At 44.9% G+C, this 26,683-nt stretch carries 25 protein-coding genes; 22 read left to right on the plus strand and 3 right to left on the minus strand.

Features of this window, described 5'->3' with window-relative positions; genetic code table 11:
* Window positions 1-157: 157 nt before the first annotated feature.
* From gshAB to recD2, 10 genes are all read left to right on the plus strand, one after another.
* The gene (gene gshAB, locus BM101_RS07705) at window positions 158-2,440 is read left to right on the plus strand and encodes a bifunctional glutamate--cysteine ligase GshA/glutathione synthetase GshB (RefSeq protein WP_087033521.1); all 2,283 of its coding nucleotides are present in this window, start codon (window positions 158-160) and stop codon (window positions 2,438-2,440) included.
* A 21-nt stretch (window positions 2,441-2,461) separates the two neighbouring features.
* Window positions 2,462-3,553, plus strand: coding sequence for a hypothetical protein (locus BM101_RS07710; RefSeq protein ID WP_087033405.1), 1,092 nt, complete (start codon window positions 2,462-2,464; stop codon window positions 3,551-3,553).
* Between the two features lie 14 nt (window positions 3,554-3,567).
* On the plus strand, window positions 3,568-4,716 hold the full coding sequence (locus BM101_RS07715) for a cysteine desulfurase family protein (RefSeq protein ID WP_087033522.1): 1,149 nt from the start codon (window positions 3,568-3,570) through the stop codon (window positions 4,714-4,716).
* 58 nt (window positions 4,717-4,774) lie between these two features.
* A complete protein-coding gene (locus BM101_RS07720; protein WP_087033406.1) occupies window positions 4,775-5,122 on the plus strand; it encodes a cysteine desulfurase in 348 nt (115 codons plus the stop codon).
* 334 nt (window positions 5,123-5,456) lie between these two features.
* Entirely contained in the window at window positions 5,457-6,233 is a 777-nt protein-coding gene (locus tag BM101_RS07725; protein WP_087033523.1) for a formate/nitrite transporter family protein, read from the plus strand.
* 300 nt (window positions 6,234-6,533) lie between these two features.
* Window positions 6,534-7,109, plus strand: a complete 576-nt coding sequence (locus BM101_RS07730) for a xanthine phosphoribosyltransferase (RefSeq protein ID WP_087033407.1) — start codon at window positions 6,534-6,536, stop codon at window positions 7,107-7,109.
* A 378-nt stretch (window positions 7,110-7,487) separates the two neighbouring features.
* Window positions 7,488-7,712: a TraX family protein gene (locus BM101_RS07735; RefSeq protein ID WP_087033408.1), complete on the plus strand. Its 225-nt coding sequence runs from the start codon at window positions 7,488-7,490 to the stop codon at window positions 7,710-7,712.
* Window positions 7,709-7,969 (plus strand): hypothetical protein, encoded by a 261-nt coding sequence (locus tag BM101_RS07740; protein WP_087033409.1) that lies wholly within the window; start codon window positions 7,709-7,711, stop codon window positions 7,967-7,969. Before BM101_RS07735 ends, BM101_RS07740 begins: the two co-directional genes overlap by 4 nt.
* A gap of 148 nt (window positions 7,970-8,117) precedes the next feature.
* Window positions 8,118-9,242, plus strand: coding sequence for a tRNA 2-thiouridine(34) synthase MnmA (gene mnmA / locus BM101_RS07745; protein WP_087033410.1), 1,125 nt, complete (start codon window positions 8,118-8,120; stop codon window positions 9,240-9,242).
* Between the two features lie 194 nt (window positions 9,243-9,436).
* Window positions 9,437-11,947, plus strand: coding sequence for an SF1B family DNA helicase RecD2 (recD2, locus tag BM101_RS07750; RefSeq protein ID WP_087033411.1), 2,511 nt, complete (start codon window positions 9,437-9,439; stop codon window positions 11,945-11,947).
* 50 nt (window positions 11,948-11,997) lie between these two features.
* Here recD2 and BM101_RS07755 read toward each other — a convergent pair whose 3' ends face one another.
* A complete protein-coding gene (locus tag BM101_RS07755; protein WP_087033412.1) occupies window positions 11,998-12,939 on the minus strand; it encodes a diacylglycerol/lipid kinase family protein in 942 nt (313 codons plus the stop codon).
* 156 nt (window positions 12,940-13,095) lie between these two features.
* Between BM101_RS07755 and BM101_RS07760 the strand changes: the two genes are divergently transcribed.
* The 12 genes from BM101_RS07760 to BM101_RS07820 all read left to right on the plus strand — a co-directional run bounded on the left by BM101_RS07760 (window position 13,096) and on the right by BM101_RS07820 (window position 24,683).
* Window positions 13,096-14,202: a DUF7278 family profilin-like fold-containing protein gene (locus tag BM101_RS07760; protein WP_087033413.1), complete on the plus strand. Its 1,107-nt coding sequence runs from the start codon at window positions 13,096-13,098 to the stop codon at window positions 14,200-14,202.
* A gap of 325 nt (window positions 14,203-14,527) precedes the next feature.
* A complete protein-coding gene (gene alaS / locus BM101_RS07770; RefSeq protein ID WP_087033415.1) occupies window positions 14,528-17,179 on the plus strand; it encodes an alanine--tRNA ligase in 2,652 nt (883 codons plus the stop codon).
* A 271-nt stretch (window positions 17,180-17,450) separates the two neighbouring features.
* The gene (locus BM101_RS07775) at window positions 17,451-17,720 is read left to right on the plus strand and encodes an IreB family regulatory phosphoprotein (RefSeq protein ID WP_087033416.1); all 270 of its coding nucleotides are present in this window, start codon (window positions 17,451-17,453) and stop codon (window positions 17,718-17,720) included.
* A complete protein-coding gene (gene ruvX, locus BM101_RS07780; protein WP_087033417.1) occupies window positions 17,717-18,133 on the plus strand; it encodes a Holliday junction resolvase RuvX in 417 nt (138 codons plus the stop codon). Before BM101_RS07775 ends, ruvX begins: the two co-directional genes overlap by 4 nt.
* A gap of 83 nt (window positions 18,134-18,216) precedes the next feature.
* Entirely contained in the window at window positions 18,217-18,561 is a 345-nt protein-coding gene (locus BM101_RS07785) for a DUF1292 domain-containing protein (protein WP_087033418.1), read from the plus strand.
* A 205-nt stretch (window positions 18,562-18,766) separates the two neighbouring features.
* A complete protein-coding gene (mltG, locus tag BM101_RS07790) occupies window positions 18,767-19,930 on the plus strand; it encodes an endolytic transglycosylase MltG (RefSeq protein ID WP_087033419.1) in 1,164 nt (387 codons plus the stop codon).
* Window positions 19,931-19,973: 43 nt separating this feature from the next.
* On the plus strand, window positions 19,974-20,606 hold the full coding sequence (gene udk / locus BM101_RS07795; protein WP_087033420.1) for a uridine kinase: 633 nt from the start codon (window positions 19,974-19,976) through the stop codon (window positions 20,604-20,606).
* Window positions 20,607-20,865: 259 nt separating this feature from the next.
* On the plus strand, window positions 20,866-21,345 hold the full coding sequence (greA, locus tag BM101_RS07800) for a transcription elongation factor GreA (RefSeq protein WP_087033421.1): 480 nt from the start codon (window positions 20,866-20,868) through the stop codon (window positions 21,343-21,345).
* 222 nt (window positions 21,346-21,567) lie between these two features.
* Window positions 21,568-22,302, plus strand: a complete 735-nt coding sequence (gene liaF, locus BM101_RS07805) for a cell wall-active antibiotics response protein LiaF (protein ID WP_087033422.1) — start codon at window positions 21,568-21,570, stop codon at window positions 22,300-22,302.
* Entirely contained in the window at window positions 22,299-23,384 is a 1,086-nt protein-coding gene (locus BM101_RS07810) for a sensor histidine kinase (protein ID WP_245825764.1), read from the plus strand. The genes liaF and BM101_RS07810 overlap by 4 nt, the downstream gene beginning before the upstream one ends.
* 173 nt (window positions 23,385-23,557) lie before the next feature.
* On the plus strand, window positions 23,558-24,190 hold the full coding sequence (locus tag BM101_RS07815; protein ID WP_087033423.1) for a response regulator transcription factor: 633 nt from the start codon (window positions 23,558-23,560) through the stop codon (window positions 24,188-24,190).
* A gap of 196 nt (window positions 24,191-24,386) precedes the next feature.
* On the plus strand, window positions 24,387-24,683 hold the full coding sequence (locus tag BM101_RS07820) for a HesB/YadR/YfhF family protein (RefSeq protein ID WP_087033424.1): 297 nt from the start codon (window positions 24,387-24,389) through the stop codon (window positions 24,681-24,683).
* A 95-nt stretch (window positions 24,684-24,778) separates the two neighbouring features.
* Here the strand turns inward: BM101_RS07820 and rnjA are convergent, their stop codons facing one another.
* Window positions 24,779-26,452 carry a ribonuclease J1 gene (gene rnjA / locus BM101_RS07825; RefSeq protein WP_087033425.1) on the minus strand — a complete coding sequence of 558 codons (1,674 nt, stop codon included), beginning with the start codon at window positions 26,450-26,452 and terminating at the stop codon, window positions 24,779-24,781.
* Window positions 26,449-26,667 (minus strand): DNA-directed RNA polymerase subunit epsilon, encoded by a 219-nt coding sequence (locus BM101_RS07830; RefSeq protein ID WP_087033426.1) that lies wholly within the window; start codon window positions 26,665-26,667, stop codon window positions 26,449-26,451. Before BM101_RS07830 ends, rnjA begins: the two co-directional genes overlap by 4 nt.
* Window positions 26,668-26,683 lie beyond the last annotated feature (16 nt).

Here is a 26,683-nt window from a genome sequence, read left to right on the forward strand (position 1 = left end):
TTCTGAAAAAGAACAAATATTCGCATGCTTTTTTTGATGGGAACCCTTTCCCGAAAATGTCCGCAAGAAACAAGGGCAACAACCTTTACTATTTCCAAGTAGAAAAGATATAATGATTACATTGAAAAAAAGGAATACAGAAAGTGAGACCAAAATAATGACAGATTTCAAAGAGATCATTTTATCAAAGCATTTATCAACTTTATTTTCGAAAGCCTCTTTTGGAATCGAAAAAGAAAGCCAACGGATAACAGACAAAGGCTCGATAGCGAAGACTAATCACCCCGCAGTATTCGGAAACCGCAGTTTCCATCCTTATATACAGACAGATTTTGCCGAAACCCAACCCGAATTGATTTCCCCGCCGACACAATCGGTCGATGAAATGTATGAGTGGTTGACGGCCATCCATGATGTCGTGTTGCGTTCCTTGCCGCAGGATGAATACCTTTTACCGCTCAGCATTCCGCCGGTTATGCCGGCGTCAGATGAGGTGCGTGTCGCGGTATTGGACAGCGAAGCCGATGTGCAATACCGGGAATACCTGGTCTCTGTGTACGGGAACAAGAAACAGATGGTCAGCGGCATCCACTATAACTTTGAGCTGGATCCGGCATTGATCAAGGAGCTCTATCAAATCGAAAAGCCCGCTCTTTCGCTCAAAAGTTTCCAATCGGAAATTTACCTTAAAATGGCGCACAATTTTCTCCGTTACCAATGGATTTTGACGTATTTGATGGGTGCATCCATTGCGGCGGATGCCTCCTATTTTGAAAAAGAAGAGACGAAAGATTTTCCGCTGCAACACTTTGCGAGGAGCATCCGTAGCAGCCAATACGGCTATGTGAACAAAGGCGATGTCCACGTTTCCTTTGACTCCATCGAGGCCTATGTGAATGATATCGAAGAAATGGTCGCAAGCGGAAAACTTTCGGCGGAAAAAGAATTTTATTCCACGGTCCGTTTCCGGGGAGTGAAACGGGCGCGTGACCTGTTGACGAATGGCATTGCTTATCTGGAATTCCGATTGTTCGATTTGAATCCCTTCGCTGCATTTGGGATGCATAAAAAAGACATGCATTTTATCCATTATTTCTTGTTGTATTTACTTTGGATGGACGAAGATGCAACGGAAGAACAGATGATTCTCGGTAAGCAGCTGAATTACCGGACAGCCCTGGAAAATCCTCTTACTCCTTCAGCTTATCAGGCAGAGGGGACAGCTTTCCTTAACGGGATGCTGGAGATGCTGGACGGTATCCATGCCGATGAAGAAATCGTTGCAATCGTCAAAGAAAAAAGCGCGGCTTTCCACCATCCTGAGAAGACAGTTGCGGGCCAAATGGTCACTGCAGTGAAGGAAGGACAGGATCTGACGGAAATGGCTGTCGCATTGGCTAAAAAATATAAAGCGGAGGCTTGGAAACGGCCTTATGCCTTGAGGGGGTTTGATGACATGGAATTATCCACGCAAATCCTTTTGTTCGATGCCATCCAAAAAGGCTTGAAAATAAATATTTTGGACCGTCACGATCAGTTCATCTCCCTGACCTATCAAAACCACAGAGAGTATGTGAAGAACGGGAACATGACTTCCAAGGACAGCTATATCGGCCCGCTCATCATGGAAAATAAGGTAGTCACCAAGAAAATACTGGCCGAGAATGGCTTTGCCGTCCCAGCCAGCGGCGAATATCATTCCGTTTCCGCCGCTTTAAAGGATTACCCGCTGTTCACCGGCAAGGGCATCGTGATCAAACCGAAATCGACAAACTACGGACTGGGTATTTCCATTTTCAAAGACGGCGCTTCCTTGGAGAATTATGAAAAAGCCGTCCGCATAGCTTTTGAAGAAGATGAAGATATTTTGGTCGAAGATTATCTGCAGGGGACGGAATACCGCTTCTTTGTCATCGGGAATGAAACAAAAGCCGTCTTGCTGCGTGTTCCCGCCAACGTGAAAGGGGATGGCATCCGCACAATCCGAGAGTTGGTGGATGAAAAAAATAAAGACAGCATGCGCGGCAAAAATCACCGTTCACCGTTGGAACGCATTGAAATGGGTGAACTCGAGAAATTGACGATACAAGGGCAAGGCTATACGTTTGAGAGCATCCCGTCAGCCGGGGAAATCGTCCGGCTCAGGGATAATTCCAATATCAGCACCGGAGGGGATTCGATCGACTTTACCGATCAGATGGATGACAGTTACAAGAAATTGGCCGTTGACATGACTGCAGCCCTTGGGGTGGCCGTTTGCGGCGTGGATTTCATCATTCCCGATTACAGCAGGCCGTCCACGAAAGAAGCTCCGGGCTACGGGGTGATTGAGGCGAACTTTAATCCTGCAATGCTGATCCACATCTATCCTTATCAGGGGGAAAGCCGTCGCCTGACGATGGATGTGCTGCGTTTGTTATTCCCCGAAATGCTTCTGTAAAAGATTGTAGGAGGAAATGCCATGAAGACTATACTACGCACGTTGTCGCCTATCATCTTTGCAGTCGCCCTGGTCGAATCCTATCTGCGCCTGACCGGCACGGCCATAGGGGCGTTGCTTTCGCAATACGAACTATATGTCTTCTTCATTTTATTATTGTTTCTGAGGTATTCCTGGTATGTCCATCTGATTCTGCATGAAGGCGGCCACTACCTTTTCGGGAAATTAACCGGCTATCAGCTGCTCAGTTTCCAGGTGAAGAAGTTCGTATACAATGAGAAAAATAAAAAAATAACCTACATCCAATCCGGGCCTACCGTTATCGCTGGGCAATGCCTGATGTCTCCGCCGCCGAAAGGGAGCTATGCCGAGAAGCCCTTTAAACTCTATCTGCTGGGCGGCGTCATGATGAACGGGCTGACCGGCATCATCCTTTATGGCTGCGCCTATCTTTTGGCGCCGGAACGGGGCATCATTCTGGTGATCTTCAGCCTGGTTCCCCTCTGGATGGCTCTGTCGAACAGTTGGCCATATGGTCAAAATGACGGTGCGATTGTCAGTCAGGCCAGCCGTTCCGCCGAAGCGAAAGAACTATTGTTCTACCAATTGGAAATTGCCGCCTTGTTTGAAGAGGGGGCCACGTTCACTGAACTGCCGGACCGATACTTTCTGCCTTTGGCGGAGGGGCGGTATTTAAAGACGAACTTGGCGGACTTTTTATATATGGCCGCCTATTTAAAGGCGCTGGGGGTGCTTGATTTTGAGGGAGCAGACCGTCTGCTGCAATCCTTTGCGGCGAACCGACCGGTCACCCGTTCAGCCTATTGGCCAATCTTTGTAGTGGAATCTTTGTTCTGTGACGCCGTTTTCGGCAGAAAACAGGCGGCAAAAGAAAAATATGCCAAAATCCAAAAAAATCTGGTGTTGAAGCAGCAGTGGAATACAAGTAAAAGAGTCGAAGCTGCTTATGCTTTCTTCGTTGAAGTGGATATGAGCAGAGCAAAATCATTATTAAAACAGGCAAAACAAAATCTGGATGGATTAGCGATGCCGGCCGAGAAGGAAATAGAAAAACGGTTGACGGAGTGGCTCCAAGGCTATTTCGTTGCTTAATAAAGAAAGAAGGAATAAATTTGATTTATTTTGACCATGCCGCAACGACACCGGTAAACCCCGAAGTTATTGCAGTCATACGAGAATCATTGCTGGCTGATTTCGGAAATCCTTCCAGCACCTACACGATAGGTAGAGAAACAAGGAGACATATCGAAGACGCGCGCAGGATTTTCGCGAACGCCATCCATGCGGTCCCAGCCGACATCATCATGACGAGTTGTGGCTCCGAATCGAATAACACGGCAATCATCGCTACGGCTCTGGCTTTGCGTGCGAAAGGGAAGCATCTGATCACTTCGGCGGTGGAGCACCATTCCGTACTGCATCCGATGGCTTATCTGGAAACGATGGGGTTCGAGGTGACCTACCTGCCTGTCGATGAGAAAGGGAATATTGCGATTTCGGACCTGGAAAACGCACTGCGCGAAGACACCATTCTGGTTTCCATCATGTATGCAAACAACGAAGTGGGGACACTCAACCCGATTGCTGAGATAGGGACGTTGTTGGCTGAAAAGGATATCTTATTCCATACCGACGCCGTTCAGGCTTTCGGAAGCGAAGAAATAGACGTGGATGCGCAGCATATCGACTTGCTGTCCGTGTCGGCGCACAAAATCAATGGGCCGAAGGGAATCGGGTTTCTGTTCAGAAGGAGCGACCTGCATCTCCCCAACTATATTCATGGGGGCAGTCAAGAAAACAATCACCGGGCGGGGACAGAAAATACACCCTATATCCGCGGTTTTGCGAAAGCGGTCGAAATGACGCTTTTGCATCGCAGCGAAGCGAATCAGTGTAAAAGGGACCTGCGTGATTATTTTCTTTCTTCACTGGAAAAGGCTGGCATACCTTTCCAGATCAATGGGGATTATCCGAACGGGGTACCGCATATATTGAATATGTGGTTGCCGGGTATGCGCTCCGACAAACTGCTGATTCAATGTGATCTCAAGGGAATCATGCTTTCTGCGGGCTCCGCGTGCACAGCCGGCAGCTTGGAACCTAGCCATGTGCTGGAAGCGATGTTCGGCAAAGAAAATCCGCGCGCAGCAGAATCGCTCCGCATTTCTTTCGGCAAGGCTAACACAAAAGAAGAAATCGACACGTTCATCGCTTTGCTGGCAAGCATATACGCGAAACAATACGGGAACAACTAGTTTCTCAGCCTAAAAAATGTGTTAAGATAGAGAAAACGTTATCTTTGGAGGGCATGAAATGGCATTTGATAAAGTAACAACTTTAAAAGGATCAGGGAAAAAGTTCCAAATGAATGAGCAAGTAAAACGCTATACGTTGCGTGACAATGGTTTTGAAGAAACGAAATCCGGCAATTTTCAGTTTGTACGCGATCTGGATACAAATACGTTGAACAAGCAGGGGTTAAAGGTCAAGATTGTCGTTTCGGATGATTTGAAGACGTTGAAGCTTTCCACAACAACCAGTAATGGCTTAAAGACGGTCGATGTCTACGGGAAAGAAACGATGGCAGACGCAAGAGAACAGCTGGAATTCATTCTGGATGGATTGGTTGAAAGAGGCGTCCTGATGGTTATTTCCGAATAATAAAGTATGTGCAATCAGTAATTTGTTGGCGAACCAAAAACCGGGCGTAGGAAAAGTATTTTTCCTACGCCCGGTTTTTCATTTTTTTGCATGGTATTTTTTAGTGTAAAATGGCTGATTGCGTCAATTTGCTTGTATTTTTTGACTTATCGGGTTGACGGCGGGGAAGGCGATTTGAAATGTAATAATTAATAGGTCATAATTTTTATAATATAATGATATAAAAACCTATTTTTTTCATTCCTTTTTTGGCGAAATATGATATACTTATTCAGAATCGCACAAAGAACACGGGAGATGAATAAAAGTGGAACAAAAATATCAAGGTGCTGTAATGGATATCATCGATAAAAGCGCCCTTAAGAAGTCGGATCTGATCGAGACTTCCAAGTTGAAATATTTTATCAGATGTATGCTTGCAGGGATGTTCTTGACGCTGGGGACAGCTATCGCAGTAATGGTCGCTGAAAAAGCCGAACATATGCTTCCAGGCAGCGGTAAATTTTTCTATTCCTTCATGTTTGCTTGGTCATTGGTTATGATTACTTATATGAACACAGAATTGGGAACTTCGAACATGATGTATATGACGGCCGCCGTATACCGTAAAGTATTGGCCCCTAAAAGAGCTTTACTGATCTTATTCTCTTGTATCTTATTCAATCTGATAGGCGGTGTAATCGCTTCTTACATCATGTCATTGACAAATGTTTTCCAAGCTTTGCCGGCAGAACATTTCTTGTTCCACGCCGTCGAGGGTAAACTGGCAAAAACGCCTCTGCAAATGGTTTCTGAAGGGATCTTCGCCAACGTCATCGTCAATACAACTGTTTTTGTAAGCGGACATATGAAGGACGATGCAGGGAAACTGTTCTCTACCATCTTCATCATTTTCATCTTCGCTTTCCTAGGCTTCGAACACGTTATCGCCAACTTTGCCTCTTTCAGTTTGGCGTTCTTCGCAAATGGCGGCCCGGTAACGGGCATGACAATCGTAAGCGTCTTGAGGAACTGGCTGTTCGCTTTCATCGGAAACTACATCGGCGGCGGATTGCTCATCGGTCTGTTGTACGCATGGATGAATAACGGAACCCAAAAATATGTGGATTAAACCTGTTGCGAAAAGCGAAGCAGGAAAATAGAGACTGCCGAGCATGCGATGTTGTTGTATGCTCGGCAGTCTTTTCGTATTTAGGGGATGTTCGCATGAAAGACGATTCGCGCCTTGAATCGTTCGCTTTTTAGATGATAAATTACTCATTTATCGAACAATTTCTAAATAATAATTGACTTTATCGGAGATTATTTGTATTGTTTTAAATGACTTTTTACTTAAAGGAAAAGAAAAGAGCGGGTTACCGCTCATGTTTTATCAGCGGAAAAATAGGATAAACCAATGAGGGGGATATTTATGAAGTTACTTGAAGATCGCATTTTGCGAGATGGCGTTGTATTGGGTGATGATGTATTAAAAGTTGATAATTTCTTAAACCATCAAATCGATCCAGTGTTGATGCAAGAATTAGGGAATGAATTTGCGCGTTATTTTGCAGGGAAGAACATCACGAAAGTATTGACGGTCGAAACATCCGGGATCGTTCCGGCGGTATTCACGGGTTTGGCATTGGGCGTTCCCGTTGTTTTTGCTCGCAAACAAAAGAGTTTGACGATGAAGGATAATCTTTATTCGGCAACCGTTTACTCTTTCACAAAGGATGTTACGAATGAAATCACCATATCAAAACAATATCTAGGGAAAGACGATAAAGTGCTGATCATCGATGATTTTTTGGCAAACGGGCAAGCCACAAACGGGCTTATGGAAATCTGCAAACAAGCGGGAGCTGAAATTGCCGGTGTCGGTATCGTCATCGAAAAATCTTTCCAAAAAGGTAGGAAAATTTTGGAAGAACAAGGGATGGATGTGTATTCCTTGGCGCGCATCCAGGCATTTTCCGAAGGAACCGTTCAATTCGTTCAAGAATAATAGGTGCGGAAGAAAGAGCGTGAGACAAAAAGCGTTTAGACCTGAAGTCACTTCACGAATAATGCTCAGACGGTCTGCGACCATCCTCCGCTTATTCGCTCCAGTGATTCGGGTCTGTTTTTTGGAACACGTTTTAGGAGAGTGCGATGAACCCCGTTTAGAAATCGAGCACTAAGAGGACTAACACGAAGCGGACGTTCTTTGTCCGCGTGTGGTAGTCAACTTAGGCGGAGATTTCTGGGATTCAGAACACGTTTACGATTAAGTGTTAGGAAATGCGAACGAGGCTAGGACTTTTGTCCCAGCCCCCTTTTTTTTTCGATATAGAAATAAGCGCAGTGCCATGCGTTATAATGTAAGGAAAAGTGAGGTGGTTTATTGGAAATCAATCAAAGAACCAATGCCATCAAAGGGCTTGCAATCATCAGGATGACGATCGACCACATCGGCTATTATCTTTTTCCGTCCTTTCCGTTCTTGCGGCTAGTCGGGCGGATCGCCTTCCCTTGCTTTTTGTACACAACGGTAGGGCGTGAAAGTGATGAGGGATTTCCGGGAATAGTTGATGGGCATGCTTATCACCATGCCCATCAACCGCGATGACAGGGAATTACTTCAATATTCTTTTCACTGAATATGGCATCTACGTGATGAGCGAGAAGAACATGGGAATCGGTGCCGGGTTGTTCCTGCTGGTCAACCTTTTGAAGCTGCCGTCCCTGCAGGCATTTCCTTTGCTGGCGATCGTTCCGATGTTGCTGCCCCTGAAGATGGAGATGAAGCCGCTGCCGAAATGGCTCGGCTATGCCTATTATCCGCTGCATCAAGTGCTCCTGATCCTTATCGCGCGATTGCTATAATAAAAATTTGTAGTAAAATGATAAGGTTAAGGATAGCGTGCTTGAATTATGCGGGTAGATGGTGTAATATATTACTTTGTATAAATAAACACTTATTAATGGTAAGCGGATATAATGTGCACGAATGACAGAAAGGATGGTGCCAGATATGCAAGACAATTCAAAAACACGTGTAGTGGTGGGGATGAGCGGAGGCGTTGATTCTTCTGTCACAGCATTGTTATTGAAACAACAAGGGTATGACGTTATCGGTATTTTTATGAAAAATTGGGATGATACGGATGAATTTGGTTTCTGTACGGCGACAGAGGACTACAAGGATGTTCAGGCGGTTGCACAACAAATCGGAATCCCCTATTATTCCGTAAACTTCGAAAAGGAATATTGGGACAAAGTCTTCCAATATTTCCTGGACGAATATAAAAAAGGGCGGACACCAAATCCGGATGTCATGTGCAATAAGGAAATCAAATTTAAAGCGTTCTTGGATTACGCGATGGATTTGGGCGCGGATTATGTGGCGACCGGACACTACGCGCAAGTGATACGAGACGAAAACGGCAAGGCGCACCTATTGAGAGGTGTCGACAACAACAAGGATCAAACGTATTTCCTGAATCAATTATCCCAGGAGCAATTGTCGAAAGCGATGTTCCCGCTGGGGGGGATGGAAAAACCGGAAGTCCGCCGCATTGCGGAAGAAGCCGGTTTGGCAACCGCGAAGAAAAAAGATTCAACCGGCATTTGCTTCATAGGAGAAAAGAACTTCAAACAATTCTTGACGAATTTCCTTCCTGCTATCCCGGGCAAAATGGTCACATTGACGGGCGAAGTGATGGGGGATCATGCTGGGTTGATGTATTACACCATCGGTCAAAGAAAAGGCTTGGGCATCGGCGGCGGCGGCGAATCGGACGATCCGTGGTTTGTCATCGGCAAAGATATGACGACCAACACCTTATATGTGGGCCAAGGCTATCATCATGAACAGCTCTATGCTGACCGATTGGATGCGACGGATATTCACTTCACTTCGGATGAAAAAATGCCGGCTGTCTTCACCTGTACGGCGAAATTCCGTTATCGCCAAAAAGATACAGCTGTTACGGTTTATCTGAACGAAGACCAAACAACTGCAAGAGTCGAGTTTGCGGAGCCCGTCCGTGCCATTACGCCCGGACAGGCGGTCGTATTCTACGATGGCATGGAATGCCTCGGCGGCGGGACAATCGACAAAGCCTACCAAACAGACAAAGTATTGCAATACATTTAATGAAATGATAAGGGAGTATAGAAGCCGGGACTTGTGTCTCGGCTTCTATACATTTCACGGACAACATTGCGTAAAGGATGGTAAGGGGCAAACGATTATTGGCTCGCTCCCTCCCTTTTATTTTGTTTGTCTTTGTGGTATCTTTTTTATTGGAATATTCGAATAGAGCGTAGGAGAGAGGAGGAAGCCATCTGATGGAAGAGGAACAATTATATATCGTTGGGGAAATGAAAGTCATCTTTTTCGAGAATGCGAGTAATTTCTACAAAGTGATGTTGGTTGATGTCATCGAATCAAACCTTCCTCAAAAAAAAGATGAAATCGTGGTCACCGGCAGCTTTGGGCAGGTGACGGAAGACACCGTTTACCGCTTTTTCGGGACGGTTGTCGAGCATCCGAAATATGGCGTGCAATTTCAGGCGACAAGTTATCAACAAGAAAAGCCGACCTCTAAAAATGGATTGATTTCCTTTCTGGCAGGGGAACGTTTCCCCGGAATCGGGAAACGGACAGCCGAAAAAATTGTGGAGACTTTCGGCGAGGATGCGGTGGATATCATCCTCGATGATCCGGATGCGTTGAAAAAAATAACCGGGATGACCCCCAAAAAAAGGGAAATGATGCGGGATGTCTTGATGCAAACGCAAGGCACCGAAAAAATTCTGATCACATTGGGCAATTATGGCTTCTCCAACAATCAGGCAGCCAATATCTTCAATTTTTACAGAACCGAAACCTTGACGGTCATCAACGAGAATCCGTTCAAATTGGTTGAAGACATCGAAGGGATCGGCTTTAAAAAGGCGGATCAGCTTGCGGAAGAACTTGATTTTCCGGCAGAACACAAGAGCCGCTTGAAGGGCGGGCTCTATGCGACTTTGCAGGAACTGTGCCTATCCAATGGGGATACCTATGTCGACGGGACCGTCCTATTGGAGCGTACCATCCACCTGCTGGAACAGAGCAGAAGGTTCATCATCCAAGATGACATCATCATCGAGGCTTTGATGGAGATGGTCATGGACATGAAGGTGGTGGAGGAACATAGCCGTTTTGCCATCCCCTCCCTTTACTTCGCGGAGGAAGGGATCGCTTCCTCAATCGATCGGCTCCTGAAAAAGAAGAGCGTCATCGATTATCCAGGCGTAAACCTGGACAAGGAAATCGAAGCGATGCAAAAAAAATTGCACATCCAGTATGGCGCTTCGCAGATCGAGGCCATCAAATCCGCGCTTTCATCGCCATTCTTCATTTTGACGGGAGGACCGGGGACGGGGAAAACAACGGTGCTCAATGGCATCGTCCAGCTGTTCTCGCAATTGAACGATCTGCCGGATGATCCGATGGAATACAAAGATATCTTCCCTATCCTATTGGCTGCACCGACAGGCCGTGCAGCCAAACGGATGCAGGAAACGACCGGCTTGCCGAGCAGCACCATCCACCGGCTCCTGGGATTGACAGGACAGGAAAAAGACTCGGATGAAATCTATACGCAGGAGCTGGAAGGGAAACTTTTGATCATCGATGAAGTGTCGATGGTGGATACTTGGCTGATGCATCGGCTGCTGAAATCCGTTCCGCAAGGGATGCAAGTCCTGTTTGTCGGGGACAAAGATCAGCTGCCATCGGTCGGACCCGGGCAGGTGCTGTTCGATTTGTTGAACTGCAAGTCACTGCCTCAAGTGGAATTGAATGAAATCTTCCGGCAATCAGGGGACTCTTCCATCATCCCGTTGGCGCATGAAATCAAGAATGGCTTGTTGCCGCAGGATTTCCGCAAGAACCAACCGGACCGTTCCTTTTTGCCATGCCAAACCCATCAGATTGAGCAGGTCATCCGGCAGGTGGTCGAGAAGGCGAAGCAAAGGGGCTTCACGGCAAAGGATATCCAGGTTCTGGCGCCGATGTATAAAGGCCCGGCCGGCATCGATGCCATCAATAAGATGATGCAGGAAATCTTCAACCCGAATGACGATAAAAAACGGCGGGAAGTCGTTTATTTTGAGTCGACCTATCGCGTCGGCGATAAAGTGCTGCAATTGGTGAATCAGTCGGAAAACAATGTCTTCAACGGCGATATGGGTGAAATCACAGCCATCCAGTTCGCGAAAGAGACCGAAGATAAAGTGGATCAGATCACGATCCTGTTCGATACGGTGGAAGTGACCTATAACCGCAACAATTGGAACAGATTTGTTTTGGCCTATTGCTGCTCCATCCATAAATCGCAAGGCAGCGAGTTTACGATGGTGATTTTACCGATGGTCAAACAATATGGACGGATGCTGCGGCGGAATCTATTGTATACGGCCATCACCCGAAGCAAGAGCAAATTGATTTTATGCGGGGACTACGCCGCTTTCGAGATGGCTGTGGAGAGTTCGGGGGACATCCGCAAGACGCTGTTACACGAGAAGCTAGAGCGCAATTTGAAGAGCGAAAAGATCTTCGTTTCGGATGAAGGCGAAACTGCAATCAAAAAAGCAGAAACCTTTCCGGCGCTGGCTGCGGAAGCAGCGGCAGTGGAAAAGTTTCGTCCCGAAAAGCAAGCGCCAAGCGTTGTCCAAAACAACCTGGTAAAGGAAGAAAAAAACGTTACGCAAACCATCTACCATCTGACGATGGAGCAGATCATCAGGGGGGAAGTCGATCCCATGATCGGCATGGAAAACATCACGCCAGAAATGTTTATGGCGAAATAACAAAGACAGCGAGCGGTGGATTGCCACCGCTCGCTGTCTTTGTTAGGTCATCACTGGATCCAAAAAGGATAGGTCACCATCTCGAAATGGAGGTTATAGGGTTTTGATTCCAACAGTTCCCCATCAACTTGGGCATGGCCGGTTTCATCCAGCGCGATGTCAAAAGATTGCCCCGAATACCGGATGAAGTGGTGGGAATGGATGTGGGAGCCATCGGTAAATACTTTCGGCAATAATTGCAAGATGACGGGGAAAGAAATGTCATGGAGTATCAGGATACCCAGTTCGTGGCTGTTTTGTTTGGAGAGCGGATCAATCTTGATGCCGCCCCCCATAAAAGGATGATTCATTGCAGCCAAGATAAACAGCCTATCAAAATGATGAATCTGTCCATCGATGGTGATGTCCGCGGAGAATGAGTTGCGATGCCTGAACGCCTTCAAGATGGCCAACAGATAGACCGCTTTTCCGAGCCCCAATTGATTCCAGATTTTTTTACCTGATGATGGATTCAATGTCAGCGCGAGGACAGCGGCATCGAATCCGAACCCAAAGGAATTGATGCCGGTGCCCATCAGCTGTGAATGGACTTCCCGATAGCTGAATAATTCCAGTTCCCTTGGATGGGACAAAGCCAGAAACTGCTTCAGGTTTTCTATCGGATCCTTTGGCAGCCCCAATGCCCTTGCGAAATCATTGCCGGTCCCGGCTCCGATATAGCCCACCGGAATAATGGCATTGGCTTGCATAAGACCTGTTATCACTTCATGCAGGGTGCCATCGCCGCCGATGACGAGCAGGCGATCGTGTTCGGGCTGGATTTGTTTGGTTATGTCTTCCGCAAGGACAAGGGCATGTTGCGGATATTCGGTCATAAGCATCCGGTAAGTGATATTTTGCTCCTGTAGGTGACGTTGTACCGCAATGGCAACCTTTTTTCCGCGTCCGCCGCCGGCCTGCGGATTGACTAATATGAATAAACGTTCGACCATTGTCAATTCCCCTTTGTATGATGAAGCATGCTCACCTGTCTTGTGTTGGTATTTCCAGTATAACAGAAATCGCTACTCGCAAAACGCATAGTCTGTTATACTGATAGTAAATGTAATTGCCGATGCTAAAGACGATTTCAAGAATAGAGGGGTTGTATGGAACTTTTTGATCAATTAATGAATCCTGTTTGGAAGACCATTCCGGCAGAGCATAAGCTGGTGTTGGCGGGGAACGTTATCCGCTATTTTGTGAGCCCGTTGCTTGCTGTTTCAAATGTCCAACTGGCTTATTTTCAGATGGGCGGTATAAAGACGGAGACATTTACACTGGATATTGAAGGGGAACGTTTTGTTTTTATTCCCGGACAGCAAGAGGCTGTATTAGGCTGGGACGGCGGAACGAACGGTTTGGATCCATTGGACATCAGCTCCGATCGAAAAGAGATGTATGTTGCCATTGAAAATTGCTTGAAGCTTTCTGTCCAGGGGGCCGATTTCCTTCAGGATAACCATTGGATGAACAAAAAATGCAATCCGATTGAGTCGATGAAAGATTTGGAGGAAATGGTCAACAGTCAAACTTCGACCTTACGCACAAAAACCATTCCACCCTTATTGGTCGAAGTGCATCCGGAGTATGTCGGCATGAAAAAGATGGGGTTGTATGATGTCATCAGCGGGAATTTTGAAGGCAAAACAGACTGGTTTATCCACAATCAGCAGGAAGTTCGCCACGCCTTGATGCCGAGCAAACAGTCTTCCTTATTTTTTGACGATTTTCCCGCTCATATCGTTCACGATAAGCAGTTCTTTTTGAAACAAAATCCCGATCTGGATACCTATACGGTTTATGCTCCTTATCAAACGAACTATATTCATGAGAGAAAAAAATTGGAGAAGGACGGTTTGGGCTTGCTGTCTTCCGATGAATGGGAGTATTGCTGCGGAGGATCCACAAGAAGGCTTTTCCGTTGGGGCAACAGTCTGCAGCGCAAATTATTTGAACCGGAAGAAAGTCACTTGTATCAACTGAATATGTTCGGACTGGAAATCGGAAATATGGGCTGGGGACCGGAACTGGTGGAGGACGGCTATTTTGTGAAAGGCGGATGGATGTCCATCCAAGCAGAAAACATGTTGGAAAAGCTTTTGCCGTATTCCACTTACTATGAAAATCACAATGATTGTCTGGTGGGTAAAACGGAAGAGGATTTGCCGCCGGGCTATTACTGCGCCAGACGTTCCATCCGCATTGAATTATAGGGAGAAGTTCCATTTTCCTGCAACTGTTGCTTGCTTGTCCGCTTATTTTTGGTTATACTAGTTTTTGACTAAAACAAAGGCCATATAAATGGATAACCTCAGAGAGTTTTTGTACGGTGAAAGAAAACGGATCTGTTTATGCTCCCTTTGAATGACATAGTAGAAATACTATCGCTTCCAGCGTTAACGGACTCGAGAGGTAATGAATATCAACGAACATTTCATTGCAAACAAGGTGGTACCGCGAACTTCGTCCTTGTATGCAGTGGGATGTTTTTTTATTTATTTCCCATCAAAAAGAAAACACAGGAAAAGGAAGGTAATAATGAAAAATCTTAAAAGCAGCGATATTCGCCAAATGTATCTTGATTTCTGGGCATCAAAGGGATCGAAAGTGGAGCCGAGTGCTTCCTTGATACCAGTAAATGATCCGACCTTATTATGGATCAACTCCGGAGTAGCGACATTGAAGAAATACTTCGATGGCACATTGACGCCGGAAAATCCGCGGATCACAAACGCTCAAAAAAGCATCCGTACAAATGATATCGAAAACGTAGGGGTGACAGCGAGACATCATACTTTATTCGAAATGTTGGGTAATTTCTCGATTGGGGACTATTTCAAAGAAGAAGCGATTCCATGGGCATGGGAATTTCTGACGGATGAAAAATGGTTGGCTTTCGATCCGGAATTGCTGTACGTTACCTACTATCCTGAGGATCTGGATACAAAACGGATCTGGCAAGAAAAAGTTGGCTTGCCGGAAAACCACATCGTGCCGATTGAAGATAACTTTTGGGATATCGGAGCAGGCCCTTGCGGACCGGATACCGAAATTTTCTATGACCGCGGACCGGAATATCAGGACTTGCCGGACGAAGATCCAGAAATGTATCCAGGCGGAGAAAACGAACGCTATTTGGAAATCTGGAACTTGGTGTTCTCGGAGTTCAACCATAAGCCGGACGGCAGCTACGAGCCGCTTCCGCATAAAAACGTCGATACCGGTATGGGGTTGGAACGTGTAACAAGCGTCGTCCAAAATACGCCAACGAACTTTGAAACGGACCTGTTCCTGCCGATCATCCAAAAAATCGAAACCTTGAGCGACGGCAAAAAGTACGGAGAAGACAAAGCCTTGAGTGTTTCCTTCAAAGTCATCGCCGACCATGTCCGTGCGGTAAGTTTTGCCATCGGGGACCGCGCATTGCCGTCCAACGAAGGCCGCGGCTATATCTTGCGCCGTTTAATCCGCCGTTCCGTTATGCACGGCCAAAAATTGGGCATCAATAAATTATTCCTGAATGAATTGGTCCCGGTTGTTGCTGATATCATGGAATCTTACTATCCGGAAATCAAAGCTGACCAAGACTTCATCATCAAGGTCATCACAAACGAAGAACAACGCTTCCAAGAAACCATCCATGAAGGATTGGATATCCTGAACGCTGTCTTTGCTGAAATGGCAGAGAAGGGCGAAAAAGTCGTGAATGGCGCAAATGCCTTCAAACTGTATGACACCTACGGCTTCCCTTTGGAATTGACAAGTGAATACGCCGAAGAAAAAGGCTTTACGGTCGATACGGATGGCTTCAACACAGAAATGCAGGAACAACGCAACCGTGCCCGCGCCGCCAGACAGGTAGAAGATTCATTCTCTGTCCAATCCGCGGTCTGGGCTGATGTTGTCGTGCCGAGTGCGTTCGTCGGCTATACACAGACAAAAGTGGATTCCGAGTTGGCGGTGATGGTTGCGCACGATGAAATCGTCGAAGAAGCAGCCGCAGAAGAGATGGTGCAATTGATCTTCCGTGAAACGCCTTTCTACGCTGAAATGGGCGGACAAGTTGCCGACAAAGGAACGATCGAAACGGCCGAAGGCGAAGTCGTTGCCCAAATCGAAGACGTGAAACGCGCTCCTAACGGACAAACGATGCATATCGCGCGTGTCCTGACTGAAATCCATGCCAATGAAGTCTATACGTTGCATGTGGATGAAGCCCGCAGAAGAAACATCACGAAGAACCATACCGCTACCCATATCCTTCACCAAGCTCTGAAGGACGTTCTGGGCAGCCATGCAAACCAAGCAGGCTCGCTCGTGAACCCAAGCCACCTCCGTTTTGACTTCACGCACTTCGGACAAGTTACAGCGGAAGAATTAGTCAAAATGGAAGAAATCGTGAACCAAAAAATTTGGGAAGCTCTTCCGGTCGTGACGATTGAAACGACAATCGCTGAAGCAAAAGAGATGGGCGCAATGGCGCTATTCGGTGAGAAATACGGCAAGGATGTACGCGTGGTCACTGTTGACGGCTATTCCGTCGAACTTTGCGGCGGGGTACACGTTCAAAACTCCCAAGATATCGGCGTCTTCAAAATCTTGTCGGAATCAGGAATCGGTGCCGGCGTCAGACGTATCGAAGCTGTGACAGGACAAGCAGCGTATGCGTACTTCCGCACCAAAGAAGCTGAACTGAACGAAGCTGCACAAATCGTGAAGGCACAACAAACCAAAGAAGTCACAGCAAAAATTTTGCAATTGAAACAAGAATTGAAAGACGTTCAAGGGGAAAATGAATCCCTGAAAGCGAAAATCATGAAAAATGAATCAAAAAATATCTTCGAGAACGTTGAAGAGGTGAACGGCACTACGTTCATCACATACCAAACGAAAAACCAGGATATGAACGCCTTGCGTCAACTGGCTGACCAATGGCGCCAAAAAGATGTTTCCGATATCTTTGTAGCGGCATCTGAGGTAGACGATAAAGTAAATATGCTGGCGGCTGTTTCCCAAGCGAAACTTGCCGATGGTTTCAAAGCAGGCGACTTGATCAAAGTGATTGCCCCGTTTGCCGGCGGTAACGGCGGCGGACGCCCGGATATGGCGCAGGCCGGCGGTAAAAATCCTGCTGGCATCCCGGATGCATTGAAGCATGTGTCCGTTTGGATTTCTGAAAAAAATAATTAATGATTCAATGAACGGGAGGGGCAACGGCAAAAAAGTCGCTGCCCCTCCAATTATTTTTCAGGAAATAGCGTATAATAGATATAACAACTGTTCGCCCGCCCGGTCTGTGGGGAACCTCAGGGCAGGGAGTGTGAGAACAGATGAATGATTCTTATTCTTTTCAAAGCGAAAGCGATGAAACGCGAAATAATGAAGCGGTTAATTCATTGTTGTAGTTTTGGGAGGTTTCTTGTAAAATGATTACTATACTAAAGAAAACCGGGGTGTCACTATGAGTTCGAAAGATGAAACAATGTTATTTAATTTTGATGACAATCTTAAAAAGAATATACAAGAGACATTAGCCCTTGTGTATGACGCATTAGAAGAAAAAGGATATAATCCCATCAACCAGATAGTTGGATACTTGCTTTCTGGTGACCCAGCATATATTCCGCGTCATAATGATGCCAGAAATCTTATTCGCCGTCATGAACGTGATGAAATAATGGAAGAACTAGTGAAAAGCTATCTTTCAGCAGCGGGCAGAAAGATCCAATGAGGATAATGGGTTTGGATGTCGGGTCAAAAACTGTGGGAGTGGCCATAAGTGATCCGTTAGGATGGACAGCGCAAGGGATCGAAATAGTGAAGATTGATGAAGAAAAGAAGGAATTTGGCTTAGTCCGCATTGCTGAGCTTGCAAAAGAGTATGAAGTTGAAAAATTTGTTCTGGGTTTGCCGAAGAACATGGATAACAGCATCGGTTTCCGGGCTGAAGCTTCCATTGCATATGGGGATTTACTGGAAAAAGAGCTGAATATTCCTGTCGAGTATGTTGATGAACGGCTCACGACCGTGCAGGCCGAGAAAATGTTGATCAACGAGGGCAACGTTTCCCGGAAAAAAAGAAAAAAAGTGATTGATAAATTGGCTGCGGTCATTTTATTGCAAAATTATTTGGATAGCCATTAAAGAAAGTGGTTTTTTTCCGGAATTTGCGTTACAATATCTTTTGTTTGAATGAGCAGTACAATATTAATTAAAGAGGTGCACACATGACTGAACATAACCATGATCACGACCACGACCATAACCATGATCACGACCACGACCATGACCACGATCACAACCATGAACATATTACGATTGTTGATGAAAATGGAAATGAAGAATTATATGAAATTCTATTCACATTCGAATCACAAGACTTTGGAAAATCATACGTTTTAGTTTATCCAGCAGGAATTCCTGAAGGAGAAGAAATCGAATTGCAAGCTTATTCTTATGTTGAAAAAGAGGATGGCGGAGAAGGCGATTTGGAACCAATCGAGTCAGACGAAGAATGGGATATGATCGAAGAAGTATTGAATACATTCATGGAAGATGAAGATCTTCAATAATTCTGTTCGCTGCTTTATTCTCAGTTTTTAATTGAAATGGTTTAGGGCAAAGCGCCTTAAACCATTTTTTGCATTAAAATCGCCCTGTTCATCGCCAGGAATGACAAAAAAGGTTCAATTTATAAGGGGTTTCGTGTATAATAACCTGAGTCGAATGACAGCTTTTTTAATTCGAGATACAGACTAAGTAAGGAGGGTTCCATCCTTGTCTCAAAATGAACAGCAAGAACCGCAAAAACAACAAAAGCTTATCCGTCCCAAATTAGAAAAAGAAGCAGCGGAAAAAATGACGGTCCGTAAAAAAGAGATTTCTCTGGTACGGAAAATCGTATGGGCTATCGTTTCTGTTGGGATTGTATTGGCATTGGTTGTCGGGTTTGCAGGATATAAGTATGTAACGGAAGCTCTCCAGCCTCTTGAGCCGGATAGTACCGAAATCATTGAGGTGGAAATACCGATTGGCACGTCAACAAAAGGAATCACGCAAATTCTGGAGGACAAAAAAATAATTAAAAATGCTACCATTTTCAATTATTACATCAAGACGCAAAATGTTTCTGATTTCCAAGCAGGGTTCTATGAACTGTCCCCATCCATGAAATTAAATGATATTATCGCTAAACTGCAGGAGGGCGGAAGTTCAGTGCCGGATCAAAAGATTTTGATCAAGGAAGGTGACACTGCTGAGGAAATCGCAACAGAAATTGAAGCTAAAACAGACTTTACCGCTGCAGAATTTCTGGCTTTGCTGAACAACCCGGAGTTTCTGGCTAGTGTGACTGCAAAATTCCCGGATCTGTTGACGGAAGCAACACAAAGGACAGACACCCGTTATAAATTGGAGGGATACCTATTCCCGGCAACCTATGATTATCTCATGGGCTCTACTTTAGAAGGACTCGTCACGCAAATGCTGCAAAAAGCAAATGATGTCATTGTGCCCTATAAAGATCAGATTGCTGCAAAAGGATACACAATCCATCAAATCTTGACTATAGCCTCTTTGGTCGAAAAAGAAGGAGTGACACCCGAAGATCGTGCGAAAATCGCCAGTGTATTCTTCAATCGCTTAGCAATCGATATGCCTATCCAATCGGATATCAGCATTCTATATGCTCTGAATGTACACAAAGAATTGGTCACCTTTGCAGATCTGGAGATCGATTCTCCTTACAATCTATATAAGAACACCGGTATGGGGCCTGGACCTTTCGACAGCCCGAGCGAAGGGGCTATCAAAGCGACGTTGAACCCTGCCACAACAAACTATCTGTACTTTGTTGCGGATACAAAGACGGGGATCGTTTATTTTGCTGAAACCTATGAACAGCATTTGGAGAATCAAAGTCAATACGTAGACAGCAAATGATGCCTAGGAAGAACTTTAAAGAAGGGAAGGGGAGTTTAGGCCATTGAAAAAACCCATCGTAATCGGTGTAACCGGAGGGTCCGGCAGCGGGAAAACCAGCGTCAGCCGTGCCATCTTAGATAAATTTACCGATGTTTCCATATTGCTTCTGGAGCAAGACTTCTACTACAAAGACCAAAGTCAGTTGCCTTTCGAGGAACGTTTGAAAACAAATTATGATCATCCTTTTGCATTCGATACTGATCTTTTTATTGAAGATTTAATGAAACTGATTCGCTATGAGAGTATCGATCAACCGGTCTATGACTATGCGATGCACACAAGAAGTGATAAGGTCATCCACCGTGAACCAAAGGATGTCATCATTGTAGAAGGCATCCTGATCTTGGAGGACGAGCGTCTCCGCAATCTGATGGACATCAAAGTATATGTCGATACAGATGATGATATCCGCATTATCCGCAGAATTAAGCGCGACATGGAAGAGCGAGGAAGAACGCTGGATTCTGTCATCCATCAATATCTTTCGGTTGTGAAACCGATGCATCAGCAATTCATTGAACCCACAAAAAAATTTGCTGACATCATCATTCCGGAAGGCGGCCAGAACCAAGTGGCCATTGATTTGATGACTACGAAAATTGCATCAATTTTGTCAGATAATCGTCAAAAATAAGCACAGATAAAAATATATGATGAAAAATAATTGCTTTTATCTTTATTAAGTGGTATTTTATATTCACTATAATTTTACAACCCAATATACAATAAATAAAGATTAAGGAACCATTCCTTTCCCACTAATGGTTAAAGAGAGCTGTCCTGAAAGAGGGAATGTCTCTTTCAGGACAGCCATCTTTAAGACGCGGGAACTGCCATCTTTATATGGGGTATTGTATATTGAATGACTATTTAAAAAGGGAGCCGTATAGCTTATGATTGAAAAAGTATTTCCAATGACTGCAGCAGGTAAAGCGAAATTAGAAGCTGAACTTGAAGACTTAAAAGTGAATAAAAGAAAAGAAATCGTAGAACGCATCAAAATTGCAAGAAGTTATGGAGATTTATCAGAAAACTCTGAATATGAATCTGCAAAAGATGAACAAGCTTTCGTTGAGGGCCGCATCACAACCATCGAAAAAATGATTCGTTTTGCTGAAATCATCGACGATAGAAATTTCGATTCGAACCTGGTGTCTTTAGGAAGCAAAGTCACTTTCGCCGAAATCCCTGATGGAGACGAAGAAAGCTACATCATCGTAGGAAGCGCAGAAGCTGATCCATTGGAAGGGAAAATTTCCAATGACTCTCCAATCGCGAAAGCGTTGCTAGGGAAAAATATCGGCGAAGAGGTTGTCATCACAACTCCGGGCGGAAATATGACCGTCAAGATCGTGAAAGTAGAACAAGCTTAATAATTGCTGATAAAAGCTTAGATAAAAAGTATCCTTTTTATCTAAGCTTTTTCTGTACGCGCCGCATAGTGCAGCGCTCCCATTCGGGTTCGTCGGGCTGCGGCAGCGCGGCATACCCGCATACGACTTTAGTATGAGATGCATATCAATCTTAGGCTCGCTTCATATTATCAGCAGGTACGCTATAATAATGAATATATTTAGTGAGGGAGGCGCCTTACAGTGAAAAAAAAAGGGGTTAAAATTTTTCTCATCATCGAAGGCTTATTAGCTTTGGCGGTTCTTTTTCAATTGGTGCAGGACATAGATTTGCTGATAGTGCTGATCCTTGGTTCCATTTTGGTTAAACTTGGAAATGCCGGGAATATGCGCCGCCGCTTTTTAGCTTGGATAGGCTGGTTTATGATCATCATGACGATTCTATCCACCTTTTCAGTCTGGGTGATGCTCATTTTGCTGCTTCTTTTCGTGGTCGTATACGGCAAAAAGATGTTGTCGGACTTAAAGATGGATGCTTATTTTGATGTTCCTTGGGAGGAGAAAAGTTTCCATACCGTCATGACCAAAGCACCTGATGGCCACAACAACGTGAGGAAAAAACAAAAATGGATCGGGAATACCGATACAGGGAACGCCGTCTACGAATGGGACGACATAAACATCACCGTACTGATGGGCGACACCATCATCGATTTAGGGAATACGTTGTTGCCGAACGAAGAAAATATTGTGCTGATAAGGAAGGGCATCGGAAAGACGAGGGTGATCATTCCGGTAGGGATAGGGGTGGCCATTCACCATTCTGTCTTAAAAGGCCAAATCCTTTTCAATGATGAAAAGATTGATTTAACAAATGAGACAGTTAAGATGTACAGCCCTGATTATGATGCAGCCAGCCGGAAAATAAGAATCGTTTCAAATACATTTATCGGTGATTTGGAGGTGATTTTCCTGTGAGAAGAAAATCACTGCTGATTCTTTTTAGCGGCATTTTCAGTATCCTGTTGTTGGTCGTTTTTGCGGTATTGTTTGCGTTGCGCCCTGTCTTAAGCTTCAGTGATTTTCTGTCCGTAGAGAGTTTCTCTATACCGGTGTTGCTATATATTCTGATGGTGCTCCTGTTGGTGTCTCTCATCATAAGCTGGGTGGCCCATTCTTTATTGAGAAAACAGGAAAATCTGCTCAAAGATAGGTTGCACTGGCTTTATTTGGGGAATTACACGCAGGCGCCAGCAACCCAAAAAACGGATAAGGCGGTATTCTTGGATCGTTACGGTCAATCGATTTTCGAAGAAGTCGAACTTCTCCGCAAAAAAATGATCGGTTTATCCCGGGAAGTGCAACAGCTGAGTGCTTTGCCTCGGTTGATCGGGGATGAGACAAAGGAAGAAATTCTTGAGAATGAAAGGCATCGCATCGCGCGGGAATTGCATGATTCCGTCAGTCAACAGTTATTTGCCGCCATGATGATGCTTTCGGCGATAAACGAGAAAGCCGCAGTGCTGCCTGAAAATACGCAAAGACAATTGAAGCTTGTCGAAGCGATCATCAATGAATCACAATCGGAAATGCGGGCGTTGCTCTTGCATCTACGGCCTGTAAAATTGGAAGGTAAGTCCTTGAAAAAAGGGATTGAGCAACTCCTGGTGGAATTGAAATCAAAAGTACAGATCAAAATAAAGTGGGAGATTGATGATGTCCAAACAATGAATGGCATTGAGGATCACCTCTTTCGGATTGTCCAGGAGTTGCTTTCGAACACATTGCGGCATGCAAAAGCCAGCAATTTAGAAGTCTACCTGAAACAAACAACCCAAGAAATCAGCCTGCGGATATTTGACGATGGCGTTGGTTTTGATCCAGCCGATGAAAAAACGGGAAGCTACGGTTTGATGAACATAAAAGAACGTGTAAAAGGAATGGGGGGGACCTGCAAAATAATCAGTTTCCCTAAGAAAGGCACAATCATTGATATTCGGATACCGGATACGAAAAAAATGTGGGCTGAAAGCAATGAACAAAATGAAGAAACAAAGTGATGGCCGTTTGTTTTATAAAGGAAAGCATAGCGTTTTTTGATATAATGAAGAGCGATTCATCCCACGATTAAAATAATGGGTGTTCTCGCTCCTCGATAAAAAATGTATCATTTATGGGTGTTTAAATTGTGTCAAAGCACATGATATCCGGCGGTCCAAAAGGAGGGATTTTTTTGATTCGTGTATTAATTGTTGATGACCATGAGATGGTCAGATTAGGTTATTCCGCTTATCTATCGATTCAAGATGATATTGAAGTGGTGGGTGAAGCCGAGAATGGACAGGAAGGCTATGAAATGGCTTTGGCAATCAGACCGGATGTCATCTTGATGGATCTGGTCATGGAAGTGATGGATGGCATCGAATCCACCAAAGCAATCATGAAAGAGTGGCCGGAAGCAAGGATCATCATTGTAACAAGCTTTATTGATGATGAAAAAGTGTATCCTGCATTGGAGGCGGGCGCATCAAGCTATATGCTTAAAACGTCTTCCGCTCATGAGATTGCGGATGCAATCCGATCGACGTTCCGTGGGGAATCCGTATTAGAACCGGAAGTGACCGATAAAATGCTGGAGCGTTTTACAAAGAAAAAAGTCCGCGCTCCACACGAAGACCTGACTGCGAGGGAATCGGAAGTCCTGCTTCTGATTGCGCAAGGCTATTCCAACCAAGATATTGCGGATCAGTTATTCATCACGTTAAAGACCGTGAAAACACATGTTTCAAACATCCTGACAAAATTGGAAGTCGATGATCGCACCCAGGCAACCATCTATGCATTTAAGCATGATCTTGTGAAATGATTCGCATCAGAATGATCACGGATGAAAATGAGCTGAAATCCTTCTTAAGATTTCAGCTCATTTTTTTGTACGAAAATCCACTATCAGCCAATGTTTTTGTGAGCAAAGTATTATTAAATCGCTTGTTAATATGGTAATATGAAATCACTTATAGAGTTGTGGGAGGGGGATAGCTAATTCTTTGATTAGCGATATAATGAAAATTGAAGTTAGCGAGCAAGCGCAGAAATGGTTTGAAGATGAACTAGGCATTCCGGAAGGCAAAGGAGTGCGCTTTTTAGGGAAAGTGTATGGAAACAGCCAGATTCACGAAGGTTTTTCGATCGGGATCGATGTAGACGAACCGATATTGCCGATCGGGAAAGCGGAATACAATGGTATCCTTTATTTTATCGAGGATGCCGACGACTGGTTCTTCAGCGGCTATGATCTACAAGTGGTTTTCGATGAGAAGCAAAACGAACCTGCATATAACTTCATCGAGCAGAAATAATAAACGCAACAGAGGGCCCGGACGGATATCCGTCCGGGCCCTCTGTTGCGTTTATTTATTTTATTTCATCTTTGGAAAAGTAGATAACGATTGATTTATACGCCCATGATGACAGGTACGATCATCGGACGGCGTTCTGTTTTTTCGTATAAGTAAGGTTGAATGGCGTTCGTGACAGTATCTTTTAATTTCTTTTCGGTGATGTTTTCGTCGCCGTTCAGCAAGGCCTGTACTTCCTGTTTCACGATGGCTTGCGCTTCATGAATCAAATCTCCTGATTCGCGCATGTAGATGAATCCGCGCGATAGGATGTCGGGACCTGCCAGTAATTCTTTGTTCCTAAAATCGACGGTCAAGACGATGACAACCAAGCCATCTTCAGAAAGGATGCGACGATCGCGAAGAACGATGTTCCCGATATCACCGATGCCTTTGCCGTCTACATAGACGTCTTGAGCAGGGAAGCTGCCAGCGCGTCTTGCGGAATCAGCGGTTACTGCCAGAATATCCCCATTGTCAAGAATGAAACAGTTTTCTGGCGGAATGCCAACCGCCTCAGCCAATTCGGTGTGGATTTTCAACATCCGGTATTCCCCGTGGACAGGCATGAAGTATTTTGGTTTCATCAGAGTCAACATCAACTTCTGTTCTTGCTGACCGCCATGCCCAGAGGTATGGACATTGTTGACTTTTCCGTGGACAACTTCCGCGCCGGCTTCCAAGAGAAGATTGATGACGCGATTGACGCTTGTCGTATTTCCTGGAATAGGGGAACTTGAGAAGATGACGGTGTCTCCCGGTTGGATGGAAATCTGTCTATGGGTCCCGTTTGCGATCCGGCTCAGAGCCGCCATCGGTTCTCCTTGGGATCCCGTGCAGAGAATCAGCACTTTATCGGCCGGTAAAGTGTTCAATTGTCTTGGTTCGATAAAAAGATCATCCGGTGCTTCGATGAAGCCCAATTCTCTTGCCGTACGGAAATTTGTTTCCATGCTGCGTCCGAAAATGACGATTTTGCGTCCAGTCTCCATTGCGACTTGGGCAACTTGTTGCAATCGATAGATATTCGATGAGAAGGATGCAAATATGATTCTGCCGGAAACCTTTTGGATGATATTCTTGATCGATTGCCCCACAACTTGTTCCGATTGCGTAAAAGTAGGGATTTCGGCGTTGGTGCTGTCACTCAGCAGCAACAATACCCCTTCATCTCCGATTTTAGCCATCTTATGCAAGTTGGCAGGTGTGCCATTTGGAGTGAAATCGAACTTGAAGTCACCCGTGAAAACGATGTTTCCAGGAGGAGTCTTCACTACAATCCCTCTAGTATCAGGGATGCTGTGAGTAGTGTTGAAGAAGCTGATGCTGGTTTTGCGGAATTTGATGACAGTGTCTTCATTGATTTCATGAAGAATGGCATCGCGAAGCAAACCGTGTTCATCCAGTTTGTTGCGGATCATGGCAAGGGCCAGTTTACCTGCGTAGATAGGGACATTGATTTCTTTCAACAGATAAGGGACGCCGCCGATATGATCCTCGTGGCCATGTGAGATGAACAAGCCCTTGATTTTGGCTTGGTTCTGAACGAGATAACTATAGTCCGGTATAACGTAGTCAATGCCAAGCAAGTCATCTTCAGGGAACATAATCCCCGAATCAAGGATGATTATTTCATCTTGGAATTGAACGCCATACATGTTTTTGCCGATTTCTCCTAAACCCCCGATGGCAAAAACACCGACTTCGTTATTTTTTATATTTGGTTTCATACATTGAACTCCGTGATATGGAAGTCATCTTTACTTTGTTCATATTCTAAATGTTTGCCATCCATAGGTTGGATAAATTCAATATTGTAGGGGGTGTTTTGTTCAACTATTCTTCTTGCTTCTACCTTGTCTGCAGCTTCCAAATAAAGAGATTCTGTATTTTCTCTTGTTGGTGCTTCAAATTTTGTCGGTTGATAGGTTACTTTAAATATCATATCATTCACTCCATTT

Origin of the sequence: Trichococcus palustris, assembly GCF_900114465.1 — a bacterium.
Lineage (GTDB): Bacteria > Bacillota > Bacilli > Lactobacillales > Aerococcaceae > Trichococcus > Trichococcus palustris.